Origin of the sequence: Prochlorococcus sp. MIT 1300 (genome assembly GCF_034092375.1) — a bacterium.
In the GTDB taxonomy this organism is placed as follows: Bacteria; Cyanobacteriota; Cyanobacteriia; order PCC-6307; family Cyanobiaceae; genus MIT-1300.
Window position 1 is genome coordinate 915459 of the sequence record NZ_CP139302.1, and the last position, 25995, is coordinate 941453.

Genomic DNA, 25995 nt, shown 5'->3' on the forward strand with positions numbered 1-25995 from the left:
TGAACCAATTTATATGGGTCATTTAATTCACCCTGTTCTATTCTGTATGCAACAGTTTAGCTTTATCATCAAAAAGGATTTGATTGGGAATTATATTTTCTTCACTAAATAGTTAAGCTTTTCAACCAGATAACAGTGCAACCTGATCCACCATCAACTGGTTCTGCATCACCTATACGCTCAACGTAAGGAACATTTGCAAGCCACTGCCGCAATCCTCGCTTCAATCTTCCAGTACCTATGCCGTGTATAACCCAAACACACCCACTAAGGCCTCGTATATATTCCTCAATCACAGCCTCAGCTTCATGCACCCTTAACCCACGTACATCAACAGTATTCCTCGATGTTCTTACTAAAAGAGAAGAATTTAATGAAGCTTTTCTGTTACCACCTTTTACAAGCACTTGAGGAGTAGGTGTTGGCCTTACTCCATCAAGACTCTCAATAGCCTCAATAGGGACAGTACTTCTTAAAACCCCACAAAGAACAGTAACTTGGGTTCTATCATCAGAAATCGCTACTACTTGTGCTGACTTACCTAGAGCCAACAGTTTAATACGATCACCAACTTCAGGACGCCACCATTGCTGATTTCTTCTCTGAGAAATTGATCTAGCTTCTAATTCCAATTGACGAAGTTTTTGTCCTGCTTGTCTAGCCGTCTCACCATCAGCACCATCTGCCCTAAGACGACTAATCAATTTACGCACTTCCCGCTGGCCTTCACGAATAGAATTAGCTAATTCCTGGCGGGCTTGTTGTTGGATTTCAGCTGACCTATCACTCTGCTGTTTCCAATGACTCAGTAACTCCTCATGGAGCAATTCAGTACGTGCCAACAAAGCAGCTGCATCTTCTGCAGCTGCTTGCTGACGATTCCGCTGTTCTTCAAGACCACTAATAATTTTATTGACTTGTAAGCCGCCACTAAGGCGCAACAACTCTTGTGCCTGATCAATGATGTCTAATTTAAGGCCAAGTCGTTTTGCTATTGCTAATGCATTACTGCGACCAGGAATACCCCATAGCAACTGATAAGTAGGCGACATCGTTTCGCTATCAAAAGCGACAGAAGCATTTTCGAACCTTGAATCAGAGTATTTCAGGGCCTTCAACTCACCAAAATGAGTCGTGGCGATTGTTAAACGCGCCATATCTGCCAATGTAGAAAGTAGTGCTCTTGCCAAAGCACTCCCCTCACTTGGATCAGTACCAGCACCTACCTCATCTAAAAGAACTAATGCATTAACAGGTTGCTCATTTAGTGCATCAAGAATTCGAGATATACGATTAATATGACCACTGAAAGTAGAAAGATTCTGTTGAATCGACTGCTCATCACCAATATCTGCCAAAACCATTTCGCACCAAGGCAAAGATGGACTAGTTTCACAAGGGATTAAGAGACCTGATTTAGCCATCAGCATGGCCAACCCAATACTCTTAATAGTTACTGTTTTGCCCCCAGTATTAGGGCCCGTGATCGCTACAACCTTTAGAGAGGATGGAACTTCAATGCTAATAGGCATTACTTCTATACCCTGCTCTTTAAGGTTCTGCCACATAAGTAAAGGGTGACGAAAACCCTTCAAAGTAATTTGTCCATCTTCATGTTCATAAAGTTTAGGAGATTTTCCACCCAACCATTTGCTATAACGAGCTCGTGAAAGAGCCAGCTCAATTTTTAGGAGTATTTCTTCAAGTCGCGATAGTTCAAAGTAATTTTCACCAACTAATTGACTCCATATAGTTAATAATCTCCTCTCCTCATCGACAATTTGCAATTCCAAATCAGCTAAGCGATGGCCAAGAGGAATAACTTCTTGAGGCTCAATAAAAACAGTATGTCCTGATGAAGAGCGTCCATGCACTAAACCACTAACTTCAGATGAAGCACTCGCCCTAATGGAAAGAACTGGTCTTCCATTTCTTTCCGCAAGTAAAGAATCTTGAAGCCTTCCTCCATATAATTTCAACAGCGCTTGTAAACAACTTTTCCGCTCTTCCTGCAATAATTTTCTTCTAGCACGAAGACCCGCTAAAGAACTACTTGCGCGATCAGCAACTCGACCTCCTTCCTCAAGTCCATATTTAAGTTGTTTTTCAAGATTAGGAAGAGTTGAGAGCTTTTCTAATAACGCAAAAATTGTTGGCCAAAGAGATGGATCATCTAATTGCCTACGCAAACGTCTCGCAGACGCAAGTGTATGAGCAATGAACAAAAGCTCCTCACCAGAAGCCACCCCACCTTTATGACATCGCTCAACAGTTTTCCTAATTTCATGCACTCCATCAAAGTTCAATCCACCCTCAATTGAACTGTCGATCAGATCTATCTCTAATGTTTCTAAAAGCCTTTGTTGGCTAGTAGAGAAATCTGCTGGAAGCTCAAGATTTCTGCAAACTCTTTCTCCTTGAGGAGTACAAGCAAAGCTAGATAGATGTTCACATAGCAATGGCCACTCCAAAAGCTCCAGGGTTTCCTGAAGCACATTGGACGCATAGTCGCCTCTTGCAGCAGGGCCAAGAGGGGTCATGCAAAAACTTGTCCATCCCCCTGATTAGTAGGAATTCCTGCTGGAGGGTGAAAAAGCATTTCCAACCAATTGCCCTCCGTATCTTTTAAATAAAAAGAAGCAGTTCCGTCTCGATGCTCATGAATAGCACCAACTTGACAACCATTTTGTTCTAGTTGCTTATGCATTAGATCAATTTCAGTTCTCTCAGTAAAATGAAAAGCGAAATGAGGTCCTGCAGCTTTATACCCTGGCCCTAAAAGTGCAAGCCCATCCCTGCCTGAACCCGCTTCTAGGTAACACCAATCCCGATCATCCCAAACAAGCTTCATACCAAGAGCCAAATAAAAGTCTCTAGCTCGGTCCATATTTTGCACACGAATCGCAATATGGCCCAGCCTTTGAACAGTCAACCTGCTGTTTTGCAAAGCCATTCTGGGATGTAAAGCTCTAATGGAAGATTACATATTAGAAAGGGCAAAAGAGTATTTATTTACTGGAAGAAAACATTCAACTAGACGACAACAATCTTTCTTAGCTCAAGATTCACTTAACCAACTTGCAGCATCACAGGCGTGATAGGTAAGGATCAAATCAGCTCCAGCTCGCTTAAAGCTCAATAAAGTTTCCAAAACAATGGCCTTCTCATCTATCCAACCTTTAGCAGATGCCGCCTTAACCATCGCATATTCCCCACTAACATTATAGGCCGCAATTGGCAACTCAGACTCATTTCTAAGACGATGAATAATATCTAAATAAGCAAGACCTGGTTTAACCATAAGAATGTCAGCACCCTCCTGCTCATCTAATTGAGCCTCGGTAATAGCCTCTCGACCATTAGCCGGATCCATCTGATAGGTGCTTTTGTTTTTAGGAATGGGCTTCCCGCCATCTTCTCGAGGAGCGGAATCAAGAGCTTCTCGAAATGGCCCGTAATAAGCGGATGCATATTTTGCCGTATAACTAATGATCCCAACATGTTCAAAACCCTCTTCATCAAGGGCCTCACGAATGGCCCCAACACGACCATCCATCATGTCGCTTGGACCAATTAAGTCAGCTCCAGCCTCAGCCTGAACAACTGCCTGTCTGCATAAATTCAAGATAGTTTCGTCATTCAGGACAATTCCCTCGGAACTAACAATTCCATCATGACCATCGCAAGAATAAGGATCTAAAGCCACATCAGTCATCACAGTCATTTCTGGCAACTCTTCTTTAAGGCGTCTAATAGCTCTAGGGATTAACCCATCCTCGTTAAAGCACTCAGCTCCATCCTCAGTTTTTAGTTCATCATCAATCTTTGGGAAAAGTACCACTGAACGAATACCTAAATCCCAAGCTCTTGAGACCTCTCCCATCAAGCGATCAATAGTCCATCGATATGCACCAGGCATCGCTCCAATAGGTTCGACATCATTACCTTCATGGACAAATAACGGATAGATAAAATCACTGGGATTTAACGAGTATTCCCTGACCATTTCCCTGATCGAAGGTGTCCTACGCAATCTGCGGGGGCGATAGGTGAGATCCATCTTTTTCTAAGCTTTAGATATTGATGGTAGAGCCACCTCAAAAACGTGCTGCTTTAAGCCAAGCTTCTCGGGGGTCATGAGATCTAGCTTTTTTCAACCCCTCCAAAAGCTTTATCTCTTCAGAGCTCCATGTGTCGGGAATTTGCAAGCTTAAGGTTAAAAATAAGTCTCCGCGCCCGAGCTTTGAGGGCCAGCCTTTACCCTTTAATCGCAAACTTTTCCCTGGAGGGGTTCCTGCAGGTACAAAAACCTCTGCTTCTCCATCCGGAGTAATTACTCTTAAATTTGCACCTAAAGCAAGTTCATCTAAAGAAACAGGTAAATCAGCACGCAACTGACTCCCTTCAAGTCGCCAAATTGAATGAGGAAGAATCTCAATATTTAGATATAGATCACCTCTTCGACCAGTGCCTGGCTGAATATTTCCCTTACCCTTTAAACGCAATTTAGAGCCTGACTGAATACCTTTAGGGATCTGAACCTGAACTCTTTCATCATTCACCGACAAGGTGCGTTTGGTTCCAGTGAAAGCCTCCGAAAAGCTTATCTTTACTCTCGCTTCAGCATCAAGGTTCAAACTCCTTTGATTTGAGCTTCTAGGAAACCCACTGCCCGCTGTGAATCCATACGATCCAGGGAAACCTCCTCCAAAACCAGGGCCTCCCATAGGACCTGAGAAGCGTCCTAACAAATCATTTACAAATTCATCAAAATTGCCGTATTGGCCAAAATCGACATCAAAACCACCACTAGCGTTGCCCACTCCTCCAGAATTCTTCCAGTACTGTCCAAACTGTTCATACCGACGACGCTTTTCAGGATCAGAAAGAACTTCATAGGCCTCGTTGACCTCTTTGAACTTTGCCTCAGCGCTCAAATCACCAGGATTAACATCGGGGTGGTATTTCCGTGCCATTTTCCTAAAAGCACGTTTGATCTCGTCGGGGTTGGCACCACGCGGAACCCCCAAGATATTGAAGTAGTCCCTGAACCCTCCAGGGGACATATCCACAACCCCCCCTCTTAGCTACTTATCTGTAATTTTCTCAGTTAGCAGCAGAAGTTTGCTTCTGGAAGATGTAGGGAAGCCCGAACGCAACTTTTGGCCTATTTCAAATAAACGGGCAGATGAACCTATAAAATCTTTGAAAGGTTAATAAGTAGGAGAAGCTGAAGCGTGTCACTGATTCATGGATTCAACACTAAAAACCTGAGAGGGGATGTTCTAGGAGGAATTACAGCAGCTGTAGTCGCTTTACCTTTGGCGCTTGCCTTCGGCAATGCTGCGCTTGGTCAGGGAGGTGCGATCTATGGCCTCTATGGAGCAATTATTGTTGGCTTCTTTGCAGCATTGTTTGGAGGCACCCCTGCACAAGTAAGTGGTCCAACCGGGCCCATGAGCATGACAGTAACGGGTGTAGTTACAACTCTCGTAGGCATTGGTGTGGCCAACGCACTGCCAGGATCTCAGGGTCCTGGCACTTTGTTACCACTTGTCATGGCAGCAGTAGTTGTAGGAGGCATATTTCAAATACTTTTTGGCTTACTTAAACTAGGTAAATATATAACTTTAGTACCCTATTCAGTTGTTTCAGGGTTTATGTCGGGGATAGGGGTAATTATTCTCGCAATTCAAATAGGGCCTTTGCTTGGCATAGACACTTCAGGTTTAAATGTTATCCAGTCAGTCAACAAAGTATTCACTGAATTTGGCTCAGAAGCATTTGTTCTGAATTGGTCTGCAATCAGTGTAAGTGTCATGACACTTGCAATTGTATTTCTAACACCAAGAAAAGTTAGCCAATGGGTACCTTCTCCACTGCTTGCGCTTCTAATAGTTACACCACTTTCAATTCTACTTTTCTCAGACTCAAGTCTTGCAGCGAAAGGATTAACTACTCTGCCAAGAATTGGCGAGATCCCACCTGGAGGGCTAAGTTTTGTAGTTCCAAACTTTAATAATCACTTTAATGTAATCATCCAAGCAGGCTTAATGCTCGCTGTCCTAGGTGCAATTGACTCATTACTTACATCATTAGTTGCGGATAATATTTCACAGACACGCCACAACTCCGACCGTGAGCTAATTGGTCAGGGCATTGGTAATGCGGTAGCGGGACTATTTCAAGGCCTTCCAGGGGCTGGAGCCACAATGCGAACTGTTATCAATGTTAAGTCTGGAGGGAAAACCCCTATCTCGGGGATGGTTCATTCAGTGATCCTACTAATTGTTTTATACATAGCTGGAGACTTAGCATCAACAATACCTAACGCACTTCTTGCAGGAATTTTAGTCAAGGTTGGGTTAGATATCATTGACTGGAGGTTCCTATTAAGAGCACATCGCCTTTCAGCTAAAACAGCTGCAGTCATGTGGGGAGTGCTTCTAATGACAGTCTTCTGGCAACTTATTGGTGCAGTACTAGTAGGGGTATTTGTGGCAAATCTACTAACCATCGACTCAATCACCCAAACTCAACTGGAAGATATGGAAGCTGAGATTCCATTAGATGGTGAAACGCAAAATCTCAACAATGACTCAACTTTATCCCAAGAGGAAAAAGACCTTGTAGACAAATGCGCTGGAGATTTAATGTTCTTCAGATTAAAAGGTCCACTAAGTTTTGGAGCAGCAAAGGGTATTACAGAAAGAATGATGTTAGTTAGGAATTACAAAGTTTTAGTTCTTGACATTACGGATGTTCCTCGACTCGGAGTCACGGCAACCCTAGCTATAGAAGACATGGTTCAAGAAGCAAAAACAAACTCAAGAAAAGCATTTGTTGCTACATCCAGCGGCAAAGTAAGAGAAAGACTACAAAAATTTGGAGTTGAAGGAATTGTGAGCACAAGGCTTGAAGCACTCAGGTCAGCTGCAGAAGTCCTAGGAAGTTGACAGTTAGCAGCTCTTAATTGCTTTCCAAGGTCAAGCAGAGTTGAATTAATCAAATCCAAATGAGACGATATGCAAAGCTTCGCATGATCAAAAGCCCTCAAGGATTTGTCATGCCTAATAATCAACTTCCAGTCAGTTAATGAAAATCTCAAAACTGACATCCCTCCATTCCCTATTCCTCACCTTTTAGCATGGGCGCAAGCCTTGTCCTGCAAAACGTCTTAACCCCACCCGTTCTTTTCTTTTTCCTGGGAACGGTTGCTGTTTTCGTTCGATCAGACTTAGAGATACCTGCTCCGCTTCCAAAATTATTTTCGCTCTACCTGTTATTAGCAATAGGTTTCAAGGGAGGGCTAGAGCTGCAGCTAGAGCTTCAACAAACAGGTTTAGGGGGACAGGTTTTACCCACAGTGGGTGCAGCCATTCTGATGTCTTTACTTTTGCCTTTGATTTGTTTTGCAGTCCTGAGGCTAAAGTTCGACGTTTTCAATTCTGCTGCAATTGCGGCTGCCTATGGATCTATAAGTGCAGTGACTTTCATTACTGCTCAAAGTTTTCTTCAAAGTCAAAATATTAGTTCCGATGGTTTTATGGTAGCCGCATTGGCTCTAATGGAGTCTCCAGCAATAATTGTTGGACTTGTATTAGTAAAATTAGCTGCTCCTAAAAACCGACCTGTTTCTAAAAAGATTCGCTGGAGAGCCATTCTGCATGAAGCAATGCTCAATGGTTCTGTATACCTTCTTCTAGGTAGTTTATTAATAGGCTTCTTAACTTCATTACAAGCAGGAAATAATCCTGCAGGCGTTCAAAACATGAAGCCTTTTACAGAGGGCCTTTTCTACGGAGCAGAATGCTTCTTCCTCTTAGATATGGGCATTGTTGCCGCCCAAAGGCTCCCTAGTCTTAGACAGGCAGGTTCTTTCTTAGTTGCTTTTGCTGTTGGGATGCCTTTGTTCAACGCATTTCTGGGAGTATTTGTAGCTAGAGCATTGAATCTTGGCCCTGGCAATGCACTGCTTTTTGTAGTTCTTTGTGCAAGCGCCTCTTATCTTGCAGTCCCAGCAGCAATGCGTATGACAGTCCCAGAAGCTAAATCAAGTTATTACATCTCAACTACTCTTGGAGTAACTTTCCCCTTTAACATAATTTTCGGAATCCCTCTATACATGGAATTGGTCAACAAGCTAATTCCCTTAACTCCTTAAAAATTAATGAAACGATTAGATCTGATCTTTAGCGAAAGAGAGTTACATGAAGTACTCAAGTCATTAGAAGATGCTGAAGTACCTGGCTACACAGTAATGAAACACGCAACAGGTCGCGGCCCAGAGCGTGTTGTGTCTGAGGATATGGAATTTACTGGACTAGGAGCTAATGCGCACGTAATTGTTTTTTGTGAAGAATCGGTTCTTGACAAACTTAGAGATAATATTAAACAACTTCTAAGTTATTACGGTGGAGTTGCATATGTTTCCGAGGCGACCTCACTTTAATAAGTGCATATATAATAATCGTATTTGACTTTAAATCTCAAAGAATTATCAGGTTTTATTTTCAAGTCAACTAGTGTATAAGCCTAGATATTAATAGTTTTATGAATGCACCCAGTCCACACGAATAATTTTGCGGCTATTCAAAAATCTATCAATTGCCATAGCAGCAATACATCCATCAGATGCTGCCACAACTGCTTGCTTAAATGGTGTATTTCTTATATCTCCTATAGCCCAAACCCCTTCAGAAGTTGTCGCCATGAAATCATCAACTACCACTCCCCCATCTTCTTTAAAAGCAACCTGGTCTCCAAGAAAATCAGTAATAGGCTTGGAACCAGTCATGTATACAAAAACTCCTTCTACAGAGATTGACTCCAATTCATCCTGAGAGCGCGGCTTTATCTGAATTCCCGTAACTCCTGATTCATTTCCTTGAATTTCCATCATTCTAGTTCGATTCCAATGCTTAACATTTGACTGTGCAATTAAATCTTTTGCATGGAAGTCATCATCCTTAGGTTCATTGGAAGTAATCCAATGAACCATCGAAGCAAACTTTGTTAGGACTTGAGCTTCCTCTATGGCTTCCTTATTAATCCCTACTACAGCCACTTCTTTCCCTCTATAAAAAGCCCCATCGCAAGTAGCGCAATAACTGACTCCCTTACCCAAAAAATCAGCTTCTCCCTTAAAGGAGGCTGGTCGCCCCATTGCTCCACTAGCAAGAACTAAAGCACGACCCTTAAATGTTCCTTCTGGGGTATAGACAGTCTTCCATTCATCATTCACATCAACTCCGAAGACTTGAGCACGACGATAGTCAGTCCCATACTGAACAGCCTGGTCACGCATCAAAGCAAGCAAGTCCTCTCCACTCATGTCAGTGGGAACCCCTGGATAATTGGCAATTTGATGAGTAATAGCCAAGGCCCCTACTGCTGGGTTCTTATCGAGAATCACCGTCTTCAAATCTGCCCTTGAGGTATATAGAGCGCAGGTGCAGCCGGCTGGTCCGCCTCCCACAATCACCACATCTGCTTCGATTGTTTCCAAGGTCTAATACTCTTCTAGTGAGATTATTACTGATAGAGGAGGCTTGTGAGCAAAAGCCCTAGTAAATTTCAGCAATCCCCTTCTAGTTCTAAGCCAAAACGACTAACTGGCCTTCATGAAGCGATTGGAATCACCATTAAAACGCAAGCCTGCTTTCTGGTTAGGCCCCTTGATAGCAGGCTGCTGCTTTGCACTTGGTCATGGCATTACACAAAGGGTTGCCATACTTCAAAGAAACTGGCGAAAGGCAATCGAAGAGCCTTTTAGCAATAAGCCACTGCCTGGGAAAAGCTTAAAAGCACTAAAGTCGGACCACAGGTCAAAAGAAAGAGCTGCAGCAAGCGAATTCAAGCAATCTGGAGCCTCACAATCTTTCAAGCCAGAAGCAAGCGAAGAGACCTTTCATCAAACGAACATCAAAGCAAAGCTAAAAACGCCATACGCCCCCTGGATCAGGCCTGATATCCCTAGAATTCCTGCAAATTAATATTGCATCTGTTCTAAATCAAAAACAGGTATCCAAGCCCAAATGAAAAAGTCTTGGCGACTCCTTCAAGCCAGTAAAACTGGAAAATCCTAAAAAATAATCGTCTCAATAATGAGCTCATCAGACTCTCTACTCAAAGCAACACTCAATCGCCTAATAGTACGGTTAAATAAAAGCTTGGCTGATACGACAAAAAAAATTTCTCTACTAGTTGATGATGCCCCTCAACGAATTCAGACAGAATGGGATCTTTTTAAAGAAGAAGTTAAATTAGAAGCAGAGCGAATTGACAGCATCTCCCAACAAGAAGGCACTTCAAAATCTACAGCTCCAGACAATCAAAACAAAGAAGCTATTCAAGAAAAGATTGATGGACTGAGGGAAAGACTATCTCTGTTAAACAGGAAACTTGATTAGATATATAAGCTGATGAAATATTTTCCCAAATCAACTATTTCAAGAGGAGTGAGGATTTTCCTTATCTGGCATGGGGTAATAAAGTTAATTCTTATAATTTGGTTTGACACTCAAAAATGGACTTACCCAGGAGGGTGGACTGCTGAAAGATTTAAAGCTAGGCAAAAAAAAAGTGCTCAATGGCTTGCCAAAAAGTTAATTTACCTTGGCTCAGCTTTTATTAAACTTGGCCAGCTCCTCTCAGCAAGACCAGATGTTTTACCAGCCAATTGGGTAATTGAACTGGCAGATCTTCAAGACAAAGTACCTCCTTTTAAATTTGAAACTGCTGAGAAAGTATTGCGAAGAGAACTTGGGCCACGTTATGCAGAAATTATTGATATAGAAAGACATCCATTAGGGGCAGCATCCCTCGCTCAAGTTCATAGAGCAAGGTTGAGAAGTGGACGTCAAGTAGTACTAAAAATACAGCGGCCTGGCCTTCAGAAACTATTTAAGCTTGATCTTGAAGTCATGCAAAAAGTTGCCGCTCTATTGCAACGACACCCTGAATGGGGGAAGGGACGTGACTGGATAGGCATAGCCAAAGAATGTCGTCGAGTATTAATGAAAGAACTCGATTTTCAAATCGAAGCACAGTATGCAGCTAGATTTCGTCAGCAATTTTTTGATAATCCAAAGGTTAGTATTCCGGGAGTTATATGGGAACTCAGTACAAGAGAAGTACTCTGCCTCGATTATTTACCAGGTATAAAGATTAATGATCGAGAAAGTTTAATCAAAGCAGGCATTAACCCATCTGATATCGCAAAAATTGGCACAAGTAGTTACTTGCAACAACTTGTACGATTTGGATTCTTCCATGCCGATCCTCATCCGGGGAACCTTGCTGTTGCAGCAGACGGTTCTCTGATCTACTACGACTTTGGGATGATGGGATTAATTTCAGACGGACTGAAAAGTCGAATCGGGTCAATGGTCCGTGCAGCCGCAATTAAAGACGCTTCAGCGCTAGTAAAGGAATTCCAAGCAGTTGGGCTCATTGCATCCGAAGTGGATGTAGGCCCAGTAAGGCGCTTAATCAGAGTGATGTTGCAAGAAGCCCTAACTCCTCCTTTCAAAGCAGATATCCTTGAAAAGCTTTCAGGGGACTTGTATGACTTGGTCTATGGCAAGCCATTTCGCATACCTGTTGAACTAATTTTCGTCATGAGGGCAATGACTACTTTCGAAGGAGTTGGACGAACTCTTGACCCAAGCTTTAATTTGATGGCAATTGCTCAGCCATACTTAATCCCCCTCATGACCTCAAGCAATTCCAGTCCAAATGATCTCATCAATGAACTAGGCCGTCAGGTTGGAGCCATCGGGAGCCGTGCTGTTGCCTTACCAAAACGTCTTGATGAAAGTCTTGAAAGACTTGAACAGGGTGATTTGCAATTACAAATTCGGATGGGGGAGTCAGATAGACACCTTCGTCGAATAGCAAATGCACAACAATTTGTAGGGCAGTCAATAATCCTGGGAGCACTCAGCGTGACTGCAGCAATACTTGGCTCAGGTGAACGGCCTATATGGGCTTTAGTCCCTATAGCCTTCAGCCTTCCAGCAATTTTAAGCTGGTTAAAGTTACAAATGAGAATAAAAAGTGATGATCGAATCCCCAGGGTTGGTTCGGAAAATATCTAATCTAAATTTTAAGAAGATAACAACAACCTGAAAAGATTTAATCCTTCCATTGAGGTCCTTTACCAACAGATCCTGCATAAATAGCCTGACTACCAAGCTCATCCTCAATTCGAAGAAGTTGATTATATTTAGCGACCCTTTCACTTCGGCTTAAAGAGCCAGTTTTAATTTGGCCCGCCCTAGTTGCAACTGCTAGGTCAGCGATAGTAGTATCTTCTGTTTCACCACTGCGATGGCTAATCACGCTCGTATATCCAGAACTCGTAGCAAGATCTATAGCCTGAAGAGTCTCACTAAGAGAACCAATTTGATTGACCTTTATCAAAATTGAATTTGCAATATTTTTCTCAATTCCCTTCTTCAATCTAAGAGTATTTGTAACGAACAAATCATCACCTACAAGCTGAACTCTCTTACCCAAAGAATCAGTTAGTGTTGACCATCCATTCCAATCATCTTCTGCTAAACCATCTTCAATAGAAACAATAGGGTATTTATCAACTAATTTCCTTAACTCATCTACCATTTCTGTGCTCGTATAACTCCCAGAACCAAAATTATATAAACCATTACTGTAAAACTCTGTACTGGCAACATCTAAAGCAAGAGCTATCTGCTTTCCTGGTTTAAAGCCCGCCTTCTCAATTGCTCTAACCAACATTTCTCCAGCAGCATCATTACTAGATAAATCAGGAGCGAACCCACCTTCATCTCCAACAGCTGTTGATAAACCCTCAGCAGCAAGAAGACCCTTCAATGTATGGAACACTTCTGCTCCCATCCTCAATGCTTCTCTGAAACTTGAAGCGCCATGAGGAACCAACATGAACTCTTGAAAGTCAAGATTATTTGCCGCATGAGCTCCGCCGTTAATCACATTCATTAATGGGACTGGGAGTAGATTCGCCATCGGCCCCCCTAAATAGCGGTATAAGGGCAATCCCAAACCATTAGCCGCCGCCCTTGCTGTAGCCATACTCACTGCAAGAATTGAGTTAGCGCCTAAGGCAGCTTTGTTCTCACTCCCATCTAGTTCTTGCATTGTCATATCAACAGTGAGTTGATCCAGAGAAGACAGCCCACAAAGTGCTGGTGCAATACGTTCTTCGATATAACCCACCGCCTTGGTGACACCTTTACCCATGTAGCGACTACCACCATCTCTTAATTCATGAGCTTCGTGTGCGCCTGTACTTGCTCCACTGGGTACCATCGCGCGGCCTATGGCGCCTCCCTCAAGAAGGACTTCTGCTTCTACGGTCGGATTACCGCGTGAGTCCAGGACCTCTCTAGCCATAATGGTATCTATTACTAAATCAAGAGAATCAATCACGTTTGTCTAATCGAGGTTTCTTGGATCTTATAAGTCGTCAAGACAAACGGCTTGAGTTGTTTGAGACTCCTGCTCTTTAGCGAAAAGCTTTAGGGCATTTTGGATCCAGAATGAAACTTAACTCTCCATCTACCTAGAGGCCATCAAATATGCGCATGCTCCACACAATGCTAAGAGTAGGGGATTTAGAAAAATCCTTATCCTTTTATACAAAAGTATTAGGGATGAAGCTCTTAAGGAAAAAAGACTATCCCACTGGCCGCTTTACCTTGGCCTTTGTTGGGTATGGAGATGAAAAACAAAACACAGTTCTTGAGCTAACCCATAATTGGGACAAAACAAATTACGAGATTGGTCAGGGCTACGGTCACATCGCAATCGGAGTTAAAGACATTCACGCAACATGTGCTGCAATCACAAAAGAGGGAGGTCATATAACCAGGCCACCTGGTCCAATGAGCCATGGGCAAACTGTTATCGCATTTCTAGAAGATCCTGATGGTTACAAAATTGAACTAATTGAATTGATCCCTGGCAAAAATACGGTCTAAATCAAATGTCCAACCAGGCCAACTATCCCAGTTCTATGCAAAGCAGCCTGACTAGCAACCCTGAATGTTTTAGTGATGAAGCCTGGGAGCTTTTATTAGCCGGTGAAGACACTGCACGCCAATGGCGGCATATTCAACTCGATGTGGAGCATCTTTTACAGGTTCTATTTACTGATAGGGCATACAGCCGCTTAATAGAAGCCCTGCCGATTGACAAAGACAAGCTGCTAGACCTCCTTGAAGGTTTTCTTTCAGAGCAAAAGCTATCTCGTGGATCTGAATTATTTATAGGCAATGATTTGGAAGATCTTCTGGAAGAAGCAGATAGATTCAGAAACCATTGGGGATCAAAATTAATAGAAGTTTCTCACTTACTTGTAGCGTTTGCGAAAGATCCTCGAATAGGAAGTGAACTTTTTGACAAATTAGGCTTACCTAGTGAGCGATTAGAAGCAGAATTAAGAAAACTTCCACTATCATCACAAGCAACTCAAGCACTATCGACGAGAGCATCAACAACCCAAAATGGAAAGTCCAAGTCGTCCACGAAGTCAACCTCTAACGCTCAAAAGCCCCAAGAAAACATTCAAGAACAAAATCAAGCCAATAATGATTTCTCAATAAAGAAATCAATCCTAAATAATGAAGACGAACCAACAGCAACAGCTCTTGAGATATATTGCAGAGACCTCACATCTGCCGCAAAACTTGGAGAATTAGATCCAGTCATTGGTAGAGACGTAGAGATTAGACAGTTAATAAAAGTCCTCTCTCGCAGAAGCAAAAATAATCCTGTATTAATAGGCGCTCCAGGTGTCGGGAAAACAGCCGTTGCAGAACTTTTTGCCCAAAGGATAATCTCTGGCGATGTTCCTGACACCTTAAAAGGTTTAAGACTAGTTTCCCTAGACCTGGGAGCATTAATTGCAGGTGCAAAATTCAGAGGTCAATTTGAGGAGAGATTTCGTTCTGTCTTAAAAGAAGTTAGCGAGTCAAACTCAGGAGTAGTGTTATTTATCGATGAGTTGCATACAGTTATCAGCTCAGATCGATCAAGTGCCGAGGCAGGAAGTCTTTTAAAGCCAGTTCTTGCAAGAGGTGATCTACGCCTTATTGGTGCAACAACTGCCGAAAGTTATCGTCAGACCGTTGAGAAAGATCAAGCACTTAACAGGCGATTTCAACAAGTTTTGATTAAAGAACCTCATCTTGAATTAAGCATAGAGATTCTTAGAGGTTTAAAAGGAAGGTATGAGCTTCATCATGGAGTGACAATTACGGATGCAGCAATAGAAGCCGCAAATCGGCTTTCAGATAGATATATCAGTGATCGTTGTCTGCCGGACAAAGCAATCGACCTAATTGACGAAGCGTCAGCTCAATTTAAAATGGATATTTCATCAAAACCTCAAGTCATTGAAGAGGCTCAGGCAGAACTGAGAAAAATTGAAGTTGCTTTACTTGATAACAAAAAAATATCAGAACAAGAAAAGTTTGAGCTTGAAGAAGAAAAAAAAATCGCCATGCAATATTTTGAAGAGCTGAATACATCCTGGGAAGAAGAACGGCAATATCTCATGGAATTGAAAGGGCTAGTTCAAGAAATTGAAGATCTCGAAATTTCTATCCTTGATGCAGAAGATAAAGGAGATTTAGAAGAGGCTGCAAGATTAAAGTATGATGAGTTAAATGTGGTTCAAATCAGAAAATCCTTCATAGAAGATGAAATAGCGAAGAAAAGATCTTCAGGAACCGCTTTGCTCCGTGAAGAAGTAGAAGCCGAAGATATAGCTGATGTTGTAGCCAGATGGACAGGCATCCCAGTGCAACGTCTTCTAGCAGGCGAAAGACAAAAATTATTACGACTCGAAAAACACTTATCTGAAAAAGTAATTGGCCAGCCGAAAGCCGTACAAGCTGTTGCAGCTGCTATTAGACGCGCAAGGGCAGGGATGAAAGATCCCAAAAGGCCTGTTGGGTCATTCCTATTTTTAGGGCCTACCGGAGTTGGCAAGACCGAACTTGCCAAAGCACTGGCAGATTCACTTTTTGATGAAGAAGAAGCACTTGTCAGACTAGATATGAGTGAATTCATGGAGCGCAATGGAGTAGCAAGACTGATTGGAGCACCCCCTGGATATGTTGGTTATGAAGAAGGTGGTCAATTAACCGAAGCTGTCAGACTTCGTCCATATGCAGTCTTGCTTCTAGACGAAATTGAAAAAGCCCATCCAGATGTATTCAATCTGCTCCTTCAATTACTCGATGAGGGACGACTAACTGATTCACAGAGCCGAACAGTTGATTTCAGACACACTGTGATAGTGATGACTAGTAATCTTGCAAGTAGGGCAATACTTGATTCTTCAATATCCTCTAAGGAAAGTGGTGCAGATTTACATAAGATCAGTCTCGAACTAAAAGATCAAATAGATCAAGCATTAAATAAACAGTTTCGACCTGAATTTTTAAACCGTATTGATGAAATTATTAGATTCAATCCACTACAAGCTAAAGATCTCCAACAGATCGTACGCCTCCAATTAAATGATCTTGGAAAGCTTCTGGCCGAACAAGGATATGAGCTCAGAGTTGATGAATCAGCAATAGAACTTCTTGCAAAAGAAGGCTATGAACCTGAATATGGGGCCAGGCCATTAAGGAGAGTTGTAAGAAGAACTATAGAAAACCCTCTCGCAACAAAGCTTCTAGAAGAACATTTCATAGGTGCCAATGCTATTCGGGTGAGACAAGAGCAAGAAGAATCATCATCACTACTTTTTATTCCAGAGCAATAACGATGCTGTTATCCGTTAATGTGTCAAGTTGGCAGTGTATGTCAAAGCATCAGCGCCATCCTCCGGCTTCAATACTGTGACAAGCCCATCTTCTGAGGAAAATTCAGCTGAAACCAGCGAAATCCCTGAATTAAAGGAGCTAGAGGCCACCAATCAACGTGGTTTTCTATCAAAGACCCTTGAGGAATTAAAGCTGGTTGTTTGGCCAAGTCGCCAGCAACTGTTCAGCGAATCAATTGCCGTCATACTGATGGTCACCCTTTCAGCTGCATCGATTGCAGCAATAAGTCGTTTTTACGGTTGGGGGGCTTCTCAATTATTTGGTTAAACCAAAAAAACCCTCAAAAAATCAAAACACCATTCACCGTTCTTCTAGAAAGTGACAGACTTCGATATCACCCCTCAAGAAACTTCAGAAGCAATTACTGCTGCCAATGAAGCAAGTATTGAGGATGTGAATAATTCCTCAACACCAAAAGCACAAACGGCAATTTCTCGTTGGTATGCAATACAAGTTGCATCTAGTTGCGAAAAAAAAGTAAAGGCTACTTTGGAACAAAGAGCTGTAACCCTAGGCGTTAGCAATAGGATCTTAGAGATTGAAATTCCGCAAACACCAGCAGTGAAATTAAAAAAAGATGGTAGCCGACAATCAACTGAGGAGAAAGTCTTTCCTGGCTATGTTCTAGTTCGAATGGTTCTCGACGAAGACACAATGATGGCAGTTCGTAGTACACCAAACGTAATTAATTTTGTAGGTGCTGAAGATCGACGAGCAACTGGCAAATCAAGAGGACATATCAAACCAAGGCCTTTAAGCCGCAGTGAGGTTGATAGGATTTTCAAACGTGCAGCAGAGAAAAAGACAGTAGTTAAACTCGACCTAGCAGAAGGGGACCAAATTATTGTCACATCAGGTCCTTTCAAAGACTTCCAAGGAGAAGTAATAGAAGTTTCAGGAGAAAGAAGCAAACTAAAAGCACTGCTCTCTATCTTTGGAAGAGAGACCCCAGTGGAACTCGAATTTTCCCAAATCAACAAACAGAACTAAAAAAAGGTGGTCGTCTCCCTGTGGAGGGCGGCCAAAGAGGTAGGTTCAACACCTCACCGCACTTGCCCAAATAGGCCAAGTGATCCACAGTCGTCCAATCCCCTTAGCAGATGGCAAAGAAAGTTGTAGCAGTGATCAAGCTGGCCTTACAGGCCGGCAAAGCGAACCCAGCTCCTCCTGTAGGTCCTGCACTAGGCCAACATGGGGTGAATATCATGGCGTTCTGCAAGGAGTACAACGCTCGCACTCAGGACAAGGCCGGTTTTGTAATTCCAGTAGAAATTTCGGTCTTCGAAGACCGCAGTTTCACCTTCATTACTAAAACCCCTCCTGCTTCTGTTCTCATTACTAAAGCAGCTGGTATTGAAAAAGGTTCTGGCCAGTCCTCACATGGCAATGTTGGCTCAATCGACAGAGCCCAACTTGAAGAAATTGCCAAAACTAAATTGCCAGACCTCAATTGCAATAGCGTTGAGTCGGCGATGAAAGTTATTGAGGGCACAGCCCGAAATATGGGCGTTTCCGTTAAGGATTAAAGTCTTTACCCAAACCTATTCTTTATTTAGTTCTTTCTTCTGGGGGAGACATCTTTTTGTCGCCAGAACCCCGTTAATAACATGAGCAAACCATCCAAACGCATCACTAGTCTCCTTGCAAAAGTCGAGGATCGCATTTATCTCCCCGCAGAAGCTGTCCAGCTTGTCAAAGAAAATGCGACAGCAAAATTCGATGAAACAATCGAAGCGCATATTCGCCTTGGTATTGATCCTAAATACACCGATCAACAGCTCAGGACTACGGTCGCCCTTCCTCAAGGAACAGGGCAAAGTGTTCGAATCGCCGTGATAACAAGTGGCGAAAAAGTTAGTGAAGCCAAAGCTGCTGGAGCTGAACTAGCCGGAGACTCAGATCTTGTCGAAACTATTAACAAGGGTGAAATGGATTTTGATCTCTTAATAGCAACGCCTGACATGATGCCAAAAGTCGCCAAGCTTGGCCGTGTATTAGGTCCGAGAGGACTTATGCCCAATCCCAAAGCGGGGACTGTAACTACAGACCTTGCGGCTGCAATCAAAGAATTCAAAGCAGGGAAACTCGAATTCAGGGCAGATCGCGCCGGTATTGTGCATGTCCGTTTTGGTAAAGCAAGCTTCTCAGCAGAAGCCCTGCTAGAAAACCTAAAAACACTTCAAGAAACTGTCGATAGGCATAAACCTAGTGGTGCTAAAGGTCGTTATTGGAAAAGCCTTTTTGTCACTTCCACTATGGGACCTTCAATCGAGGTTGATGTAAATGCTCTGCAAGAGATGCAACAAGACTGATAGCCACATTGTTGTATCCTTATCAATTGGCGTAAGCCAACGGGCATGCGCCCGGCCCAAGACAGCAGGTTTTTAATTATTTCCAGCGCAATCTTGCTCAGGAAGTTTTTTTTATAAGCCCTGCCGAGGCAAATGCAACGGTTTTTTCCCACGTGGATTGGATCGACCTGCGAGCCTCGTCTCCTCATTGGAGGGCAAATCGGCCGTATGTCCAGCTTTTTCCCTCAATCCGATCCCTATGGGCCGCACGCTGGAAAGCAAGCAAGAAATCGTCAAGGAACTCAAAAGTCTCCTTGACGATGCAGAAATGGCACTAGTCCTTGATTACAAAGGACTGACCATCAAGGAAATGTCTGATCTGCGGACGCGTCTGCAGGCCAGTAATGGTTTGTGCAAGGTTGCTAAAAACACCCTTATGCGCAAAGCAATTGATGGCAATAGTGCATGGTCAAGTCTCAACTCTTTACTGAGTGGCACCAATGCATTAGTCCTTGTAAAAGGTGATGTTGGTGGTGCAGTTAAAGCTGTACAGACGTTCCAAAAAGAAACAAAGAAATCCGAGACGAAAGGCGGCCTTTTCGAAGGCAGGCTGTTATCTCAGGACGAGATCAAGGCTATAGCCCAACTTCCTTCCAAGGAAGTTCTCATGGCTCAAATCGCCGGTTCCATTAATGCAGTAGCAACCAAAGTTGCTGTTGGGATTAACGAAGTACCTTCGGGTCTTGCCCGAGCTTTACAGCAACACGCTGACAAAAGCGCAAGCTGATCTCATTAGGACTACCAAACTTTTTCACTCTTAAACAGTTGCTCTGAATTCCAAAATGTCTGCAAAAACCGACAAGATCCTTGACTCTCTCAAAGAGCTTTCTCTGCTTGAAGCCTCTGAGCTTGTAAAGCAAATTGAAGAAGCGTTTGGGGTATCAGCCGCAGCATCTGCTGGTGTTGTCATGGCCGCGCCTGGAGCCGCTGGTGCTGCTGGTGGCGAGCCTGCCGAAGAAAAGACTGAATTTGATGTTGTTTTAGAAAGCTTTGAAGCCTCTGCAAAGATCAAAGTACTAAAAGCTGTTCGTGAAGCCACAGGCCTTGGTCTTGGTGATGCAAAAGCCATGGTGGAAGCAGCTCCAAAAACCATTAAGGAAGGGATCTCTAAAGACGATGCCGAAAGTCTTAAGAAGGCCATCGAAGAAGCCGGCGGCAAAGTCACTCTTAAGTGAACTAGCTAATTACTTGGAACTTCAAAGTTTCAAGCCGATTCCAAAAATGGGATAAGCCAGTCTTGAATGACAGTTTTATCCCATAAAAAAAAAGCCCTGCTTCAGGCAGGGCTTTATTAGTGGAAGAATCTCAGGAGTCTTTCCTTGTTTCGACCCTGAAATTCTTCATCACTCCTCACACGAATGAACCTTATCTAAAAATTACCAAAATCTATAAAGCGATAGGTGCGCTAATTGAACTGGCCTATATCTATCAAAGATTGAGGTCAAATCCGAGTCTGCTTAATCCAGTGAATCTGTAGGGACTCTCAAAAGTACAAAAACAAACTTCAAGCAGAAGCAAATGGACTCATAGCAACAATGAGAGATTGCCTAAAAAGAACTAACAAAATGATGATGAAACTCAAAACAAATGAGGAAAATCCTGTAGACATTCAAAATAATGATGCTTTGAATACAACAACCACTATCTTGAAATGTCAAAACCTCCTGGGCGAGTAATAGCTGCGGCCACAGACGGAGCATGTAGTGGTAATCCTGGGCCAGGAGGATGGGCAGCACTCATACGTTTTGAAGATGGCAGTATTGAAGAGTTTGCTGGTTTCGAACCAGCAACTACTAATAATCGAATGGAACTACAAGCAGCTTTAAATCTCCTCAAAACATTAAAGTCACTTCCTATTCACCCAAACCTGAAAATTAGAACAGATAGCAAATATCTCATTGATGGCTTAGAAAAATGGATGCCAAATTGGAAACGCAAGGGTTGGCTAACAGCAGCAGGCAAACCAGTTATGAATCAGGATCTCTGGAAAGAGCTTGATCAAGCAAATATAAACGAAGTAGCTTTTAGCTATGTAAAAGGACATAGTGGAGACCCTGACAATGATCGCGTAGACAAAATTGCAGTAAGTTTTTCTAAAGGGCAGTCCATAGAGTTACACTCTAGAGTGAAAGGTAAAGTAGACTCACTAGATGCTTTGCCATTCCAGACAGAGGATACTGATATTAAAAATAAAGGACTTAGAGATTTAAATACTTTACTTTCTCGCTTGGAAATTGTTAATAAAATTTCAACGGAAGGCTATAGCCTAGAAGATGCTGAATTAGCTGAATTAGTAAACCTATCTATTAAAGATATTAAAAACAAAACAGCTTCCTGGTATTGGCGAGATTGGCTTATAGAGCCCATAACAAGTGGTCGATGGAAAATTATAAGCCTTATTAAAGACAATCAAAAACCCTAATGAATAAATCATCTAAAACCACTTTTTTTAGTTTCTCAAAGTTTTACAAAGTCCTCTTCGGTTCATTACTGTTGCAAGACGGCGGAATAGATGCAGAAGATTTAACTAATGCCGCACTATTAGCATTGGGACAAGCTTCTCTTTTAAGAAACTCGCCATTCGTGTCAAAAGTAATCGAAAATATGGGCAATGAGCTGAACGTTGAAGATAAAAAGCTTGAACAATTACTTTTTGGATGCAACTTCAAAAACCCAGTAGGTCTAGCCGCTGGGTTCGACAAAAACGGCGTCGCAGCAGGCCTATGGCATCATTTTGGGTTTGGTTTTGCAGAGCTAGGCACAGTTACTTGGCATGCACAACCAGGTAACCCTCGCCCAAGACTTTTTCGCCTTTCAAATGAACAAGCGGCACTTAATCGGATGGGGTTTAACAACAAAGGTGCAGAGATTATGCGTAAAACTCTCAAACGTCAGCATCTTCCACCACCTGGACAGCGGGATGCCATCCTTGGGATCAATCTGGGCAAATCTCGCAAGACTTCTCTCGATCTAGCAGCTGACGACTATGCCTGCTCCTTAGAACGATTAGCCCCTCTAGCAGATTATGCAGTGATCAATGTGAGTTCTCCAAATACACCTAACCTGCGTGATCTTCAAAGCCCCAAGCAATTAAGAAAGCTCATTGAAAAATTACGAAAAGTCCCAAATTGTCCCCCATTACTAGTAAAAATTGCTCCAGATCTTCAAGATAAAGATATCGACAATTTAGCAAAGCTCGCCTATCAAGAAAGAATCGCAGGGCTAATCGCAGTCAACACTAGTCTCAATCGACTTGGCTTAGAAGAGAGAGTTATTCAGCAAACTGGGCGCAAGCTCTCTCTTGAAACAGGAGGATTAAGTGGTTCACCTCTGCGAGCAAGATCAACAGAAGTCATAAAAAGACTCTATAAAAATACTGGCTCAAATCTGCCCATCATTGGAGTAGGAGGAATTGACTGCCCAGAAGCTGCTTGGGAAAAAATTACAGCAGGTGCCTCACTCTTACAGATTTATACCGGTTGGATTTTTCAAGGTCCTCATCTTGTTCCAAGAATTCTTGAGGGGCTTTCACATCAACTAAACAAAAATGGGCTCAACAATGTCTCAGAGGCTGTAGGGACAGGGATACCCTGGAATTAGTAAATTTAATCAACTAAATTTAGAAAAAAAGTTTAGTTAGTAAAATTCCTCCTCAAACACTCCTTCTAATAAAACTTTGCCAAGGTTAATTCCAAGCGAATAACATTACTCAACAAATTTATTGTCACCGGCTTGAGCTCACCCCCCCCTATCCATGGCGGCAATGTTGCCCAAGAAGCCCAAAGATTAGGTTGCAAACCCAATGACCTTTTAGATGCAAGCGCATCAATCGTACCTTTCGCTATTCCCAAGGATCTCAAAAGCTGCCTAAAACAAGCCTTGCATAGGAGTCCTCTAAGAGATTATCCAGATCGAAACTACGAAGAACTACGAAAAGCAATAGCTTCTTGGCACGGAATAAATCCTAATTTCGTTTTACCTGGCAACGGAGCAGCTGAACTTTTTACCTGGGCAGCACGCGATGCTGCAAGAGAAGGTTTAAGTGGCTTACCTTCTCCTGGTTTTGCGGACTACAAAAGAGCACTTCGTTGCTGGCATGGTACATATCAAAACGAAGAATTACCTCTTTCTTGGCCAGAGGAATTCCCACAGCCCTTTCCAATAACACCAAATACAGAGGTGTTATGGATAACTAATCCCCATAATCCAACAGGCCAACTGTGGAGTAAACAATCCATCATTCCATTAGTTGAAAAATACAAACTGGTAATTTGCGATGAGGCATTTCTACCCTTGGCTCCAGTAGGCGAAAAACAATCACTGATACCATTTACAGAAATGTGCCCCAATCTAATTGTCATTAGAAGCCTCACAAAACTCTTTGGGATAGCAGGCTTAAGGCTTGGATATGTAGTTAGCAATGAGAAGCGTCTACACCATTGGCGAGAATCTCGAGACCCATGGCCAGTCAATGGATTAGCCATGACTGCAGGGGAAATGCTTATGAAAGACACCGCTGGCCTTCAAAAGTGGCTAAAAAAAGTACATAATTGGGTTCTCCAAGAAGGCAGCTGGTGTCAACGTAAATTCAAACAAATCCCTGGGATTACTCCACATCCATCATCTACTAATTTCTTCTTAATAGAAAGTCAACATTCACTAGTTTCACTCAGAGAAGAACTTGCACAGAGACACATTCTACTTCGTGATTGTCGGTCATTTAACAAGCTTGGAGGAAACTGGCTGCGAGTAAGTCTTCAAAATAGAAAAGGAAATAAGAAGATTCATAAAGCAATTAGAGGTCTACTTACTTAAATTCCGTAACCAAATTAATCAATCTTTGTTGTGCATCAGCAATTGCAAATTGCTTCATAGCCCTACTCATTGGAATCAATGGATCAGACATATTCTCAACCTTATTCAAGCGTACTTGCAACAATCTCCAAACGGTTTTGCTGAGGGCATCTTCCCCAGGTAAATGTTGATGAATTATCACTGCAGCTCCTGTCTCTGCAGCACACATAGCATTTACTTCTTGATGCTGATCAGTTGCATATGGATATGGAACCAAAATAGCTGGAGTACCCGATATAGCTAATTCACTGAGGCTCCCTGCCCCTGCCCTACTAATAGCAAGATCAGCGTGTTGAAACAAACCAGGGATTTCATATGTAAAGGTTTTTTCTACAAAATTGGGATTACTTAACTGGCAAAGCTCATGATCATTCTCACCAGTTATATGAACAACACGGCAACCTGCATCTAACAAAGAAGCAAAAAGAGGTCGAACCATTTTATTGAGCCCCAAAGCACCTTGACTACCTCCAATAATTACCAACAAAGGTCCTTCCCCAACAGGAACCCAGATTGGCAACGGCTGAGGCGACAGAAACTTTTCTCTAACAGGAGTACCTGTTAGAACAGGATGACAATTCTTCAGTTTGCTACCTGCCAACGGCAAGCCAATAGCAACTGATTGGCACAAACCTGCCATCAACCGAGTAACGCGACCTGGGATAGCGTTTGATTCATGCAATACAACAGGTATCCCACAAAACCATGCAGCAAGAATTGCTGGTGCAGCAATATATCCACCAGTAGTGAAGACCACCTCAATACGATGTCTTCGCAAAAAAAACATCACACTCCCACTCGCTAAAAGCAACTGAAAAAACTGGCTAAAGCGACGAACTCCCTTACCATGCAGGCCGCCTGCTCGAACAGTTAACAGCTGATAACTATCTGGGACTAAACTTGTTTCAAGCCTATCTGGAACGCCAAGCCAACTGACTGTCCAAGACGAGGGCAAGGCCTTCGCCACGGCAAGGGCTGGGAAAATGTGTCCACCAGTCCCACTTGCGGCAATAAGAAGCCTGGGCATTTACCTCATCACAAAGATTTGCCGCTTAACTTATCTGGATTGCAATGACTTACAAAGTGCACCAGCGACTGCAATTAATACTCGGCTCATTATTCCTAGCTACTGTTCTGGCAGTCAATCCCACTTCTACACGCGGGGAGGACTTTGAAACACTCAAGAACCGTCTTGAAAAGGCACTTTCCAACCCAAGCTCACAAACGTCAAAAGGGCTACTTTCAAGAGAGTTATCTGCTGAGCTCGAGAGCAAATATCGCAACTTCCTAGCTCGCTTCCCTAATTCAAACTGGATTATAAAAAGATCTCCAGATCTTGAGGACGGTAGAAAAATGGTTGAAATCCTTATTAAAGGAAAACAATATTCAAAACACCAGGAATACACTTTAGAAGCGACTCAAAAGATTGCATTTAGAAGCAATGGCAATCAAATTATTAACCAAGAGATTCTCCATGAGCAATCAGTACTGCGAAGTAATGATAATAAACTTTCTATAAGTTTATTAATTCCAGACGAAGTACTAACTGGAACTAAATATGACGTAGATATCATTTTTGACAAGCCTCTAGGCAGAGCAATTGTTGCCGGTGGCTTAATTGCGCTTAGCGAGGATGAGGTTCGCAACCAAGTAAACCCTGTCATTGAAATTTCCCCAATGGCAGGAGGCGGATTATTCAAATCAGTACAAGCTCCTATCACTCCAGGGGTGCAAACCTGGTCAGCGCTGTTAACTCATCCAGATGGAATCATTTCAGTAACTAAACGAGTACGTGTTGTGACAACTCCAAGGGGTATATCTCCTTGATACTTGTACAAAAGAAACCTACAAATAAATATCTAGAACAAGTGGCAGACAATTATCAATTAGGATTGATCTGTAAGCACATTAAGCAAGCCAACTTATTATAGAAGGTATTAATTTAG

25 protein-coding genes are annotated in these 25995 nt (G+C 42.6%); 18 read left to right on the plus strand and 7 right to left on the minus strand.

Annotation, left to right across the window (positions count from 1 at the left end; translation table 11 throughout):
• Nucleotides 1-104 precede the first annotated feature (104 nt).
• The 4 genes from SOI83_RS04885 to SOI83_RS04900 all read right to left on the minus strand — a co-directional run bounded on the left by SOI83_RS04885 (nt 105) and on the right by SOI83_RS04900 (nt 5066).
• Nucleotides 105-2540 carry an endonuclease MutS2 gene (locus SOI83_RS04885; RefSeq protein WP_320677560.1) on the minus strand — a complete coding sequence of 812 codons (2436 nt, stop codon included), beginning with the start codon at nt 2538-2540 and terminating at the stop codon, nt 105-107.
• Nucleotides 2537-2953: a VOC family protein gene (locus tag SOI83_RS04890; protein WP_320677561.1), complete on the minus strand. Its 417-nt coding sequence runs from the start codon at nt 2951-2953 to the stop codon at nt 2537-2539. Before SOI83_RS04890 ends, SOI83_RS04885 begins: the two co-directional genes overlap by 4 nt.
• A 105-nt stretch (nt 2954-3058) precedes the next feature.
• Complete coding sequence (gene hemB / locus SOI83_RS04895; protein WP_320677562.1) at nt 3059-4060, minus strand: porphobilinogen synthase; 1002 nt, start codon at nt 4058-4060, stop codon at nt 3059-3061.
• A gap of 37 nt (nt 4061-4097) precedes the next feature.
• Nucleotides 4098-5066, minus strand: a complete 969-nt coding sequence (locus SOI83_RS04900) for a J domain-containing protein (RefSeq protein ID WP_320677651.1) — start codon at nt 5064-5066, stop codon at nt 4098-4100.
• 171 nt (nt 5067-5237) lie between these two features.
• Here SOI83_RS04900 and SOI83_RS04905 point away from each other — a divergent pair, with 171 nt between their 5' ends.
• From SOI83_RS04905 to SOI83_RS04915, 3 genes are all read left to right on the plus strand, one after another.
• Entirely contained in the window at nt 5238-6956 is a 1719-nt protein-coding gene (locus tag SOI83_RS04905) for a SulP family inorganic anion transporter (RefSeq protein WP_320677563.1), read from the plus strand.
• Between the two features lie 191 nt (nt 6957-7147).
• Nucleotides 7148-8164, plus strand: a complete 1017-nt coding sequence (locus SOI83_RS04910; protein ID WP_320677564.1) for a sodium-dependent bicarbonate transport family permease — start codon at nt 7148-7150, stop codon at nt 8162-8164.
• A 6-nt stretch (nt 8165-8170) separates the two neighbouring features.
• Nucleotides 8171-8452, plus strand: a complete 282-nt coding sequence (locus SOI83_RS04915) for a P-II family nitrogen regulator (protein ID WP_320677565.1) — start codon at nt 8171-8173, stop codon at nt 8450-8452.
• Nucleotides 8453-8551: 99 nt separating this feature from the next.
• Here the strand turns inward: SOI83_RS04915 and SOI83_RS04920 are convergent, their stop codons facing one another.
• Complete coding sequence (locus SOI83_RS04920) at nt 8552-9508, minus strand: NAD(P)/FAD-dependent oxidoreductase (protein WP_320677566.1); 957 nt, start codon at nt 9506-9508, stop codon at nt 8552-8554.
• A 115-nt stretch (nt 9509-9623) separates the two neighbouring features.
• Between SOI83_RS04920 and SOI83_RS04925 the strand changes: the two genes are divergently transcribed.
• From SOI83_RS04925 to SOI83_RS04935, 3 genes are all read left to right on the plus strand, one after another.
• Entirely contained in the window at nt 9624-9995 is a 372-nt protein-coding gene (locus tag SOI83_RS04925; RefSeq protein ID WP_320677570.1) for a hypothetical protein, read from the plus strand.
• Nucleotides 9996-10106: 111 nt separating this feature from the next.
• Nucleotides 10107-10412, plus strand: coding sequence for a hypothetical protein (locus tag SOI83_RS04930; protein ID WP_320677572.1), 306 nt, complete (start codon nt 10107-10109; stop codon nt 10410-10412).
• A gap of 12 nt (nt 10413-10424) precedes the next feature.
• Nucleotides 10425-12101, plus strand: a complete 1677-nt coding sequence (locus SOI83_RS04935) for an AarF/ABC1/UbiB kinase family protein (protein WP_320677574.1) — start codon at nt 10425-10427, stop codon at nt 12099-12101.
• A 37-nt stretch (nt 12102-12138) separates the two neighbouring features.
• Here SOI83_RS04935 and eno read toward each other — a convergent pair whose 3' ends face one another.
• Entirely contained in the window at nt 12139-13434 is a 1296-nt protein-coding gene (gene eno / locus SOI83_RS04940) for a phosphopyruvate hydratase (RefSeq protein ID WP_320675504.1), read from the minus strand.
• A 149-nt stretch (nt 13435-13583) separates the two neighbouring features.
• Here eno and gloA point away from each other — a divergent pair, with 149 nt between their 5' ends.
• From gloA to SOI83_RS04995, 11 genes are all read left to right on the plus strand, one after another.
• Nucleotides 13584-13985 carry a lactoylglutathione lyase gene (gene gloA / locus SOI83_RS04945; RefSeq protein ID WP_320675505.1) on the plus strand — a complete coding sequence of 134 codons (402 nt, stop codon included), beginning with the start codon at nt 13584-13586 and terminating at the stop codon, nt 13983-13985.
• A 5-nt stretch (nt 13986-13990) separates the two neighbouring features.
• Nucleotides 13991-16783, plus strand: coding sequence for an ATP-dependent Clp protease ATP-binding subunit (locus SOI83_RS04950; protein WP_320675506.1), 2793 nt, complete (start codon nt 13991-13993; stop codon nt 16781-16783).
• Nucleotides 16784-16859: 76 nt separating this feature from the next.
• Nucleotides 16860-17111 carry a preprotein translocase subunit SecE gene (gene secE, locus SOI83_RS04955; protein ID WP_320675507.1) on the plus strand — a complete coding sequence of 84 codons (252 nt, stop codon included), beginning with the start codon at nt 16860-16862 and terminating at the stop codon, nt 17109-17111.
• A gap of 117 nt (nt 17112-17228) precedes the next feature.
• Complete coding sequence (nusG, locus tag SOI83_RS04960) at nt 17229-17834, plus strand: transcription termination/antitermination protein NusG (protein ID WP_320677652.1); 606 nt, start codon at nt 17229-17231, stop codon at nt 17832-17834.
• Nucleotides 17835-17944: 110 nt separating this feature from the next.
• Entirely contained in the window at nt 17945-18370 is a 426-nt protein-coding gene (gene rplK, locus SOI83_RS04965) for a 50S ribosomal protein L11 (RefSeq protein WP_320675508.1), read from the plus strand.
• A gap of 81 nt (nt 18371-18451) precedes the next feature.
• Nucleotides 18452-19156 carry a 50S ribosomal protein L1 gene (gene rplA, locus SOI83_RS04970; protein WP_320675509.1) on the plus strand — a complete coding sequence of 235 codons (705 nt, stop codon included), beginning with the start codon at nt 18452-18454 and terminating at the stop codon, nt 19154-19156.
• A 238-nt stretch (nt 19157-19394) separates the two neighbouring features.
• A complete protein-coding gene (gene rplJ / locus SOI83_RS04975) occupies nt 19395-19922 on the plus strand; it encodes a 50S ribosomal protein L10 (protein WP_320675510.1) in 528 nt (175 codons plus the stop codon).
• Between the two features lie 55 nt (nt 19923-19977).
• Nucleotides 19978-20370, plus strand: coding sequence for a 50S ribosomal protein L7/L12 (gene rplL / locus SOI83_RS04980; protein WP_320675511.1), 393 nt, complete (start codon nt 19978-19980; stop codon nt 20368-20370).
• A gap of 476 nt (nt 20371-20846) precedes the next feature.
• Nucleotides 20847-21617, plus strand: a complete 771-nt coding sequence (locus SOI83_RS04985; RefSeq protein WP_320675512.1) for a ribonuclease H — start codon at nt 20847-20849, stop codon at nt 21615-21617.
• Nucleotides 21617-22795, plus strand: coding sequence for a quinone-dependent dihydroorotate dehydrogenase (locus SOI83_RS04990; RefSeq protein WP_320675513.1), 1179 nt, complete (start codon nt 21617-21619; stop codon nt 22793-22795). The genes SOI83_RS04985 and SOI83_RS04990 overlap by 1 nt, the downstream gene beginning before the upstream one ends.
• Before the next feature lie 132 nt (nt 22796-22927).
• Nucleotides 22928-24010 carry a threonine-phosphate decarboxylase gene (locus SOI83_RS04995; RefSeq protein WP_320675515.1) on the plus strand — a complete coding sequence of 361 codons (1083 nt, stop codon included), beginning with the start codon at nt 22928-22930 and terminating at the stop codon, nt 24008-24010.
• Here the strand turns inward: SOI83_RS04995 and SOI83_RS05000 are convergent.
• The gene (locus SOI83_RS05000; protein ID WP_320675516.1) at nt 24003-25076 is read right to left on the minus strand and encodes a UDP-N-acetylglucosamine--N-acetylmuramyl-(pentapeptide) pyrophosphoryl-undecaprenol N-acetylglucosamine transferase; all 1074 of its coding nucleotides are present in this window, start codon (nt 25074-25076) and stop codon (nt 24003-24005) included. The genes SOI83_RS04995 and SOI83_RS05000 overlap by 8 nt on opposite strands.
• A 56-nt stretch (nt 25077-25132) precedes the next feature.
• Between SOI83_RS05000 and SOI83_RS05005 the strand changes: the two genes are divergently transcribed.
• The gene (locus tag SOI83_RS05005; RefSeq protein ID WP_320675517.1) at nt 25133-25876 is read left to right on the plus strand and encodes a hypothetical protein; all 744 of its coding nucleotides are present in this window, start codon (nt 25133-25135) and stop codon (nt 25874-25876) included.
• Nucleotides 25877-25995: the final 119 nt, after the last annotated feature.

Excerpts from the sequence above, each read along its gene's own strand:
- SOI83_RS04885 (WP_320677560.1), bottom strand. The coding sequence starts at position 2,540 with ATGACCCCTCTTGGCCCTGCTGCAAGAGGCGACTATGCGTCCAATGTG.
- SOI83_RS04890 (WP_320677561.1), bottom strand. The coding sequence starts at position 2,953 with ATGGCTTTGCAAAACAGCAGGTTGACTGTTCAAAGGCTGGGCCATATT.
- hemB (WP_320677562.1), bottom strand. The coding sequence starts at position 4,060 with ATGGATCTCACCTATCGCCCCCGCAGATTGCGTAGGACACCTTCGATC.
- SOI83_RS04900 (WP_320677651.1), bottom strand. The coding sequence starts at position 5,066 with ATGTCCCCTGGAGGGTTCAGGGACTACTTCAATATCTTGGGGGTTCCG.
- SOI83_RS04910 (WP_320677564.1), top strand. The coding sequence starts at position 7,148 with ATGGGCGCAAGCCTTGTCCTGCAAAACGTCTTAACCCCACCCGTTCTT.
- SOI83_RS04915 (WP_320677565.1), top strand. The coding sequence starts at position 8,171 with ATGAAACGATTAGATCTGATCTTTAGCGAAAGAGAGTTACATGAAGTA.
- SOI83_RS04925 (WP_320677570.1), top strand. The coding sequence starts at position 9,624 with ATGAAGCGATTGGAATCACCATTAAAACGCAAGCCTGCTTTCTGGTTA.
- SOI83_RS04930 (WP_320677572.1), top strand. The coding sequence starts at position 10,107 with ATGAGCTCATCAGACTCTCTACTCAAAGCAACACTCAATCGCCTAATA.
- SOI83_RS04935 (WP_320677574.1), top strand. The coding sequence starts at position 10,425 with ATGAAATATTTTCCCAAATCAACTATTTCAAGAGGAGTGAGGATTTTC.
- gloA (WP_320675505.1), top strand. The coding sequence starts at position 13,584 with ATGCGCATGCTCCACACAATGCTAAGAGTAGGGGATTTAGAAAAATCC.
- SOI83_RS04950 (WP_320675506.1), top strand. The coding sequence starts at position 13,991 with ATGTCCAACCAGGCCAACTATCCCAGTTCTATGCAAAGCAGCCTGACT.
- rplK (WP_320675508.1), top strand. The coding sequence starts at position 17,945 with ATGGCAAAGAAAGTTGTAGCAGTGATCAAGCTGGCCTTACAGGCCGGC.
- rplA (WP_320675509.1), top strand. The coding sequence starts at position 18,452 with ATGAGCAAACCATCCAAACGCATCACTAGTCTCCTTGCAAAAGTCGAG.
- rplJ (WP_320675510.1), top strand. The coding sequence starts at position 19,395 with ATGGGCCGCACGCTGGAAAGCAAGCAAGAAATCGTCAAGGAACTCAAA.
- rplL (WP_320675511.1), top strand. The coding sequence starts at position 19,978 with ATGTCTGCAAAAACCGACAAGATCCTTGACTCTCTCAAAGAGCTTTCT.
- SOI83_RS04985 (WP_320675512.1), top strand. The coding sequence starts at position 20,847 with ATGTCAAAACCTCCTGGGCGAGTAATAGCTGCGGCCACAGACGGAGCA.
- SOI83_RS04990 (WP_320675513.1), top strand. The coding sequence starts at position 21,617 with ATGAATAAATCATCTAAAACCACTTTTTTTAGTTTCTCAAAGTTTTAC.
- SOI83_RS05000 (WP_320675516.1), bottom strand. The coding sequence starts at position 25,076 with ATGCCCAGGCTTCTTATTGCCGCAAGTGGGACTGGTGGACACATTTTC.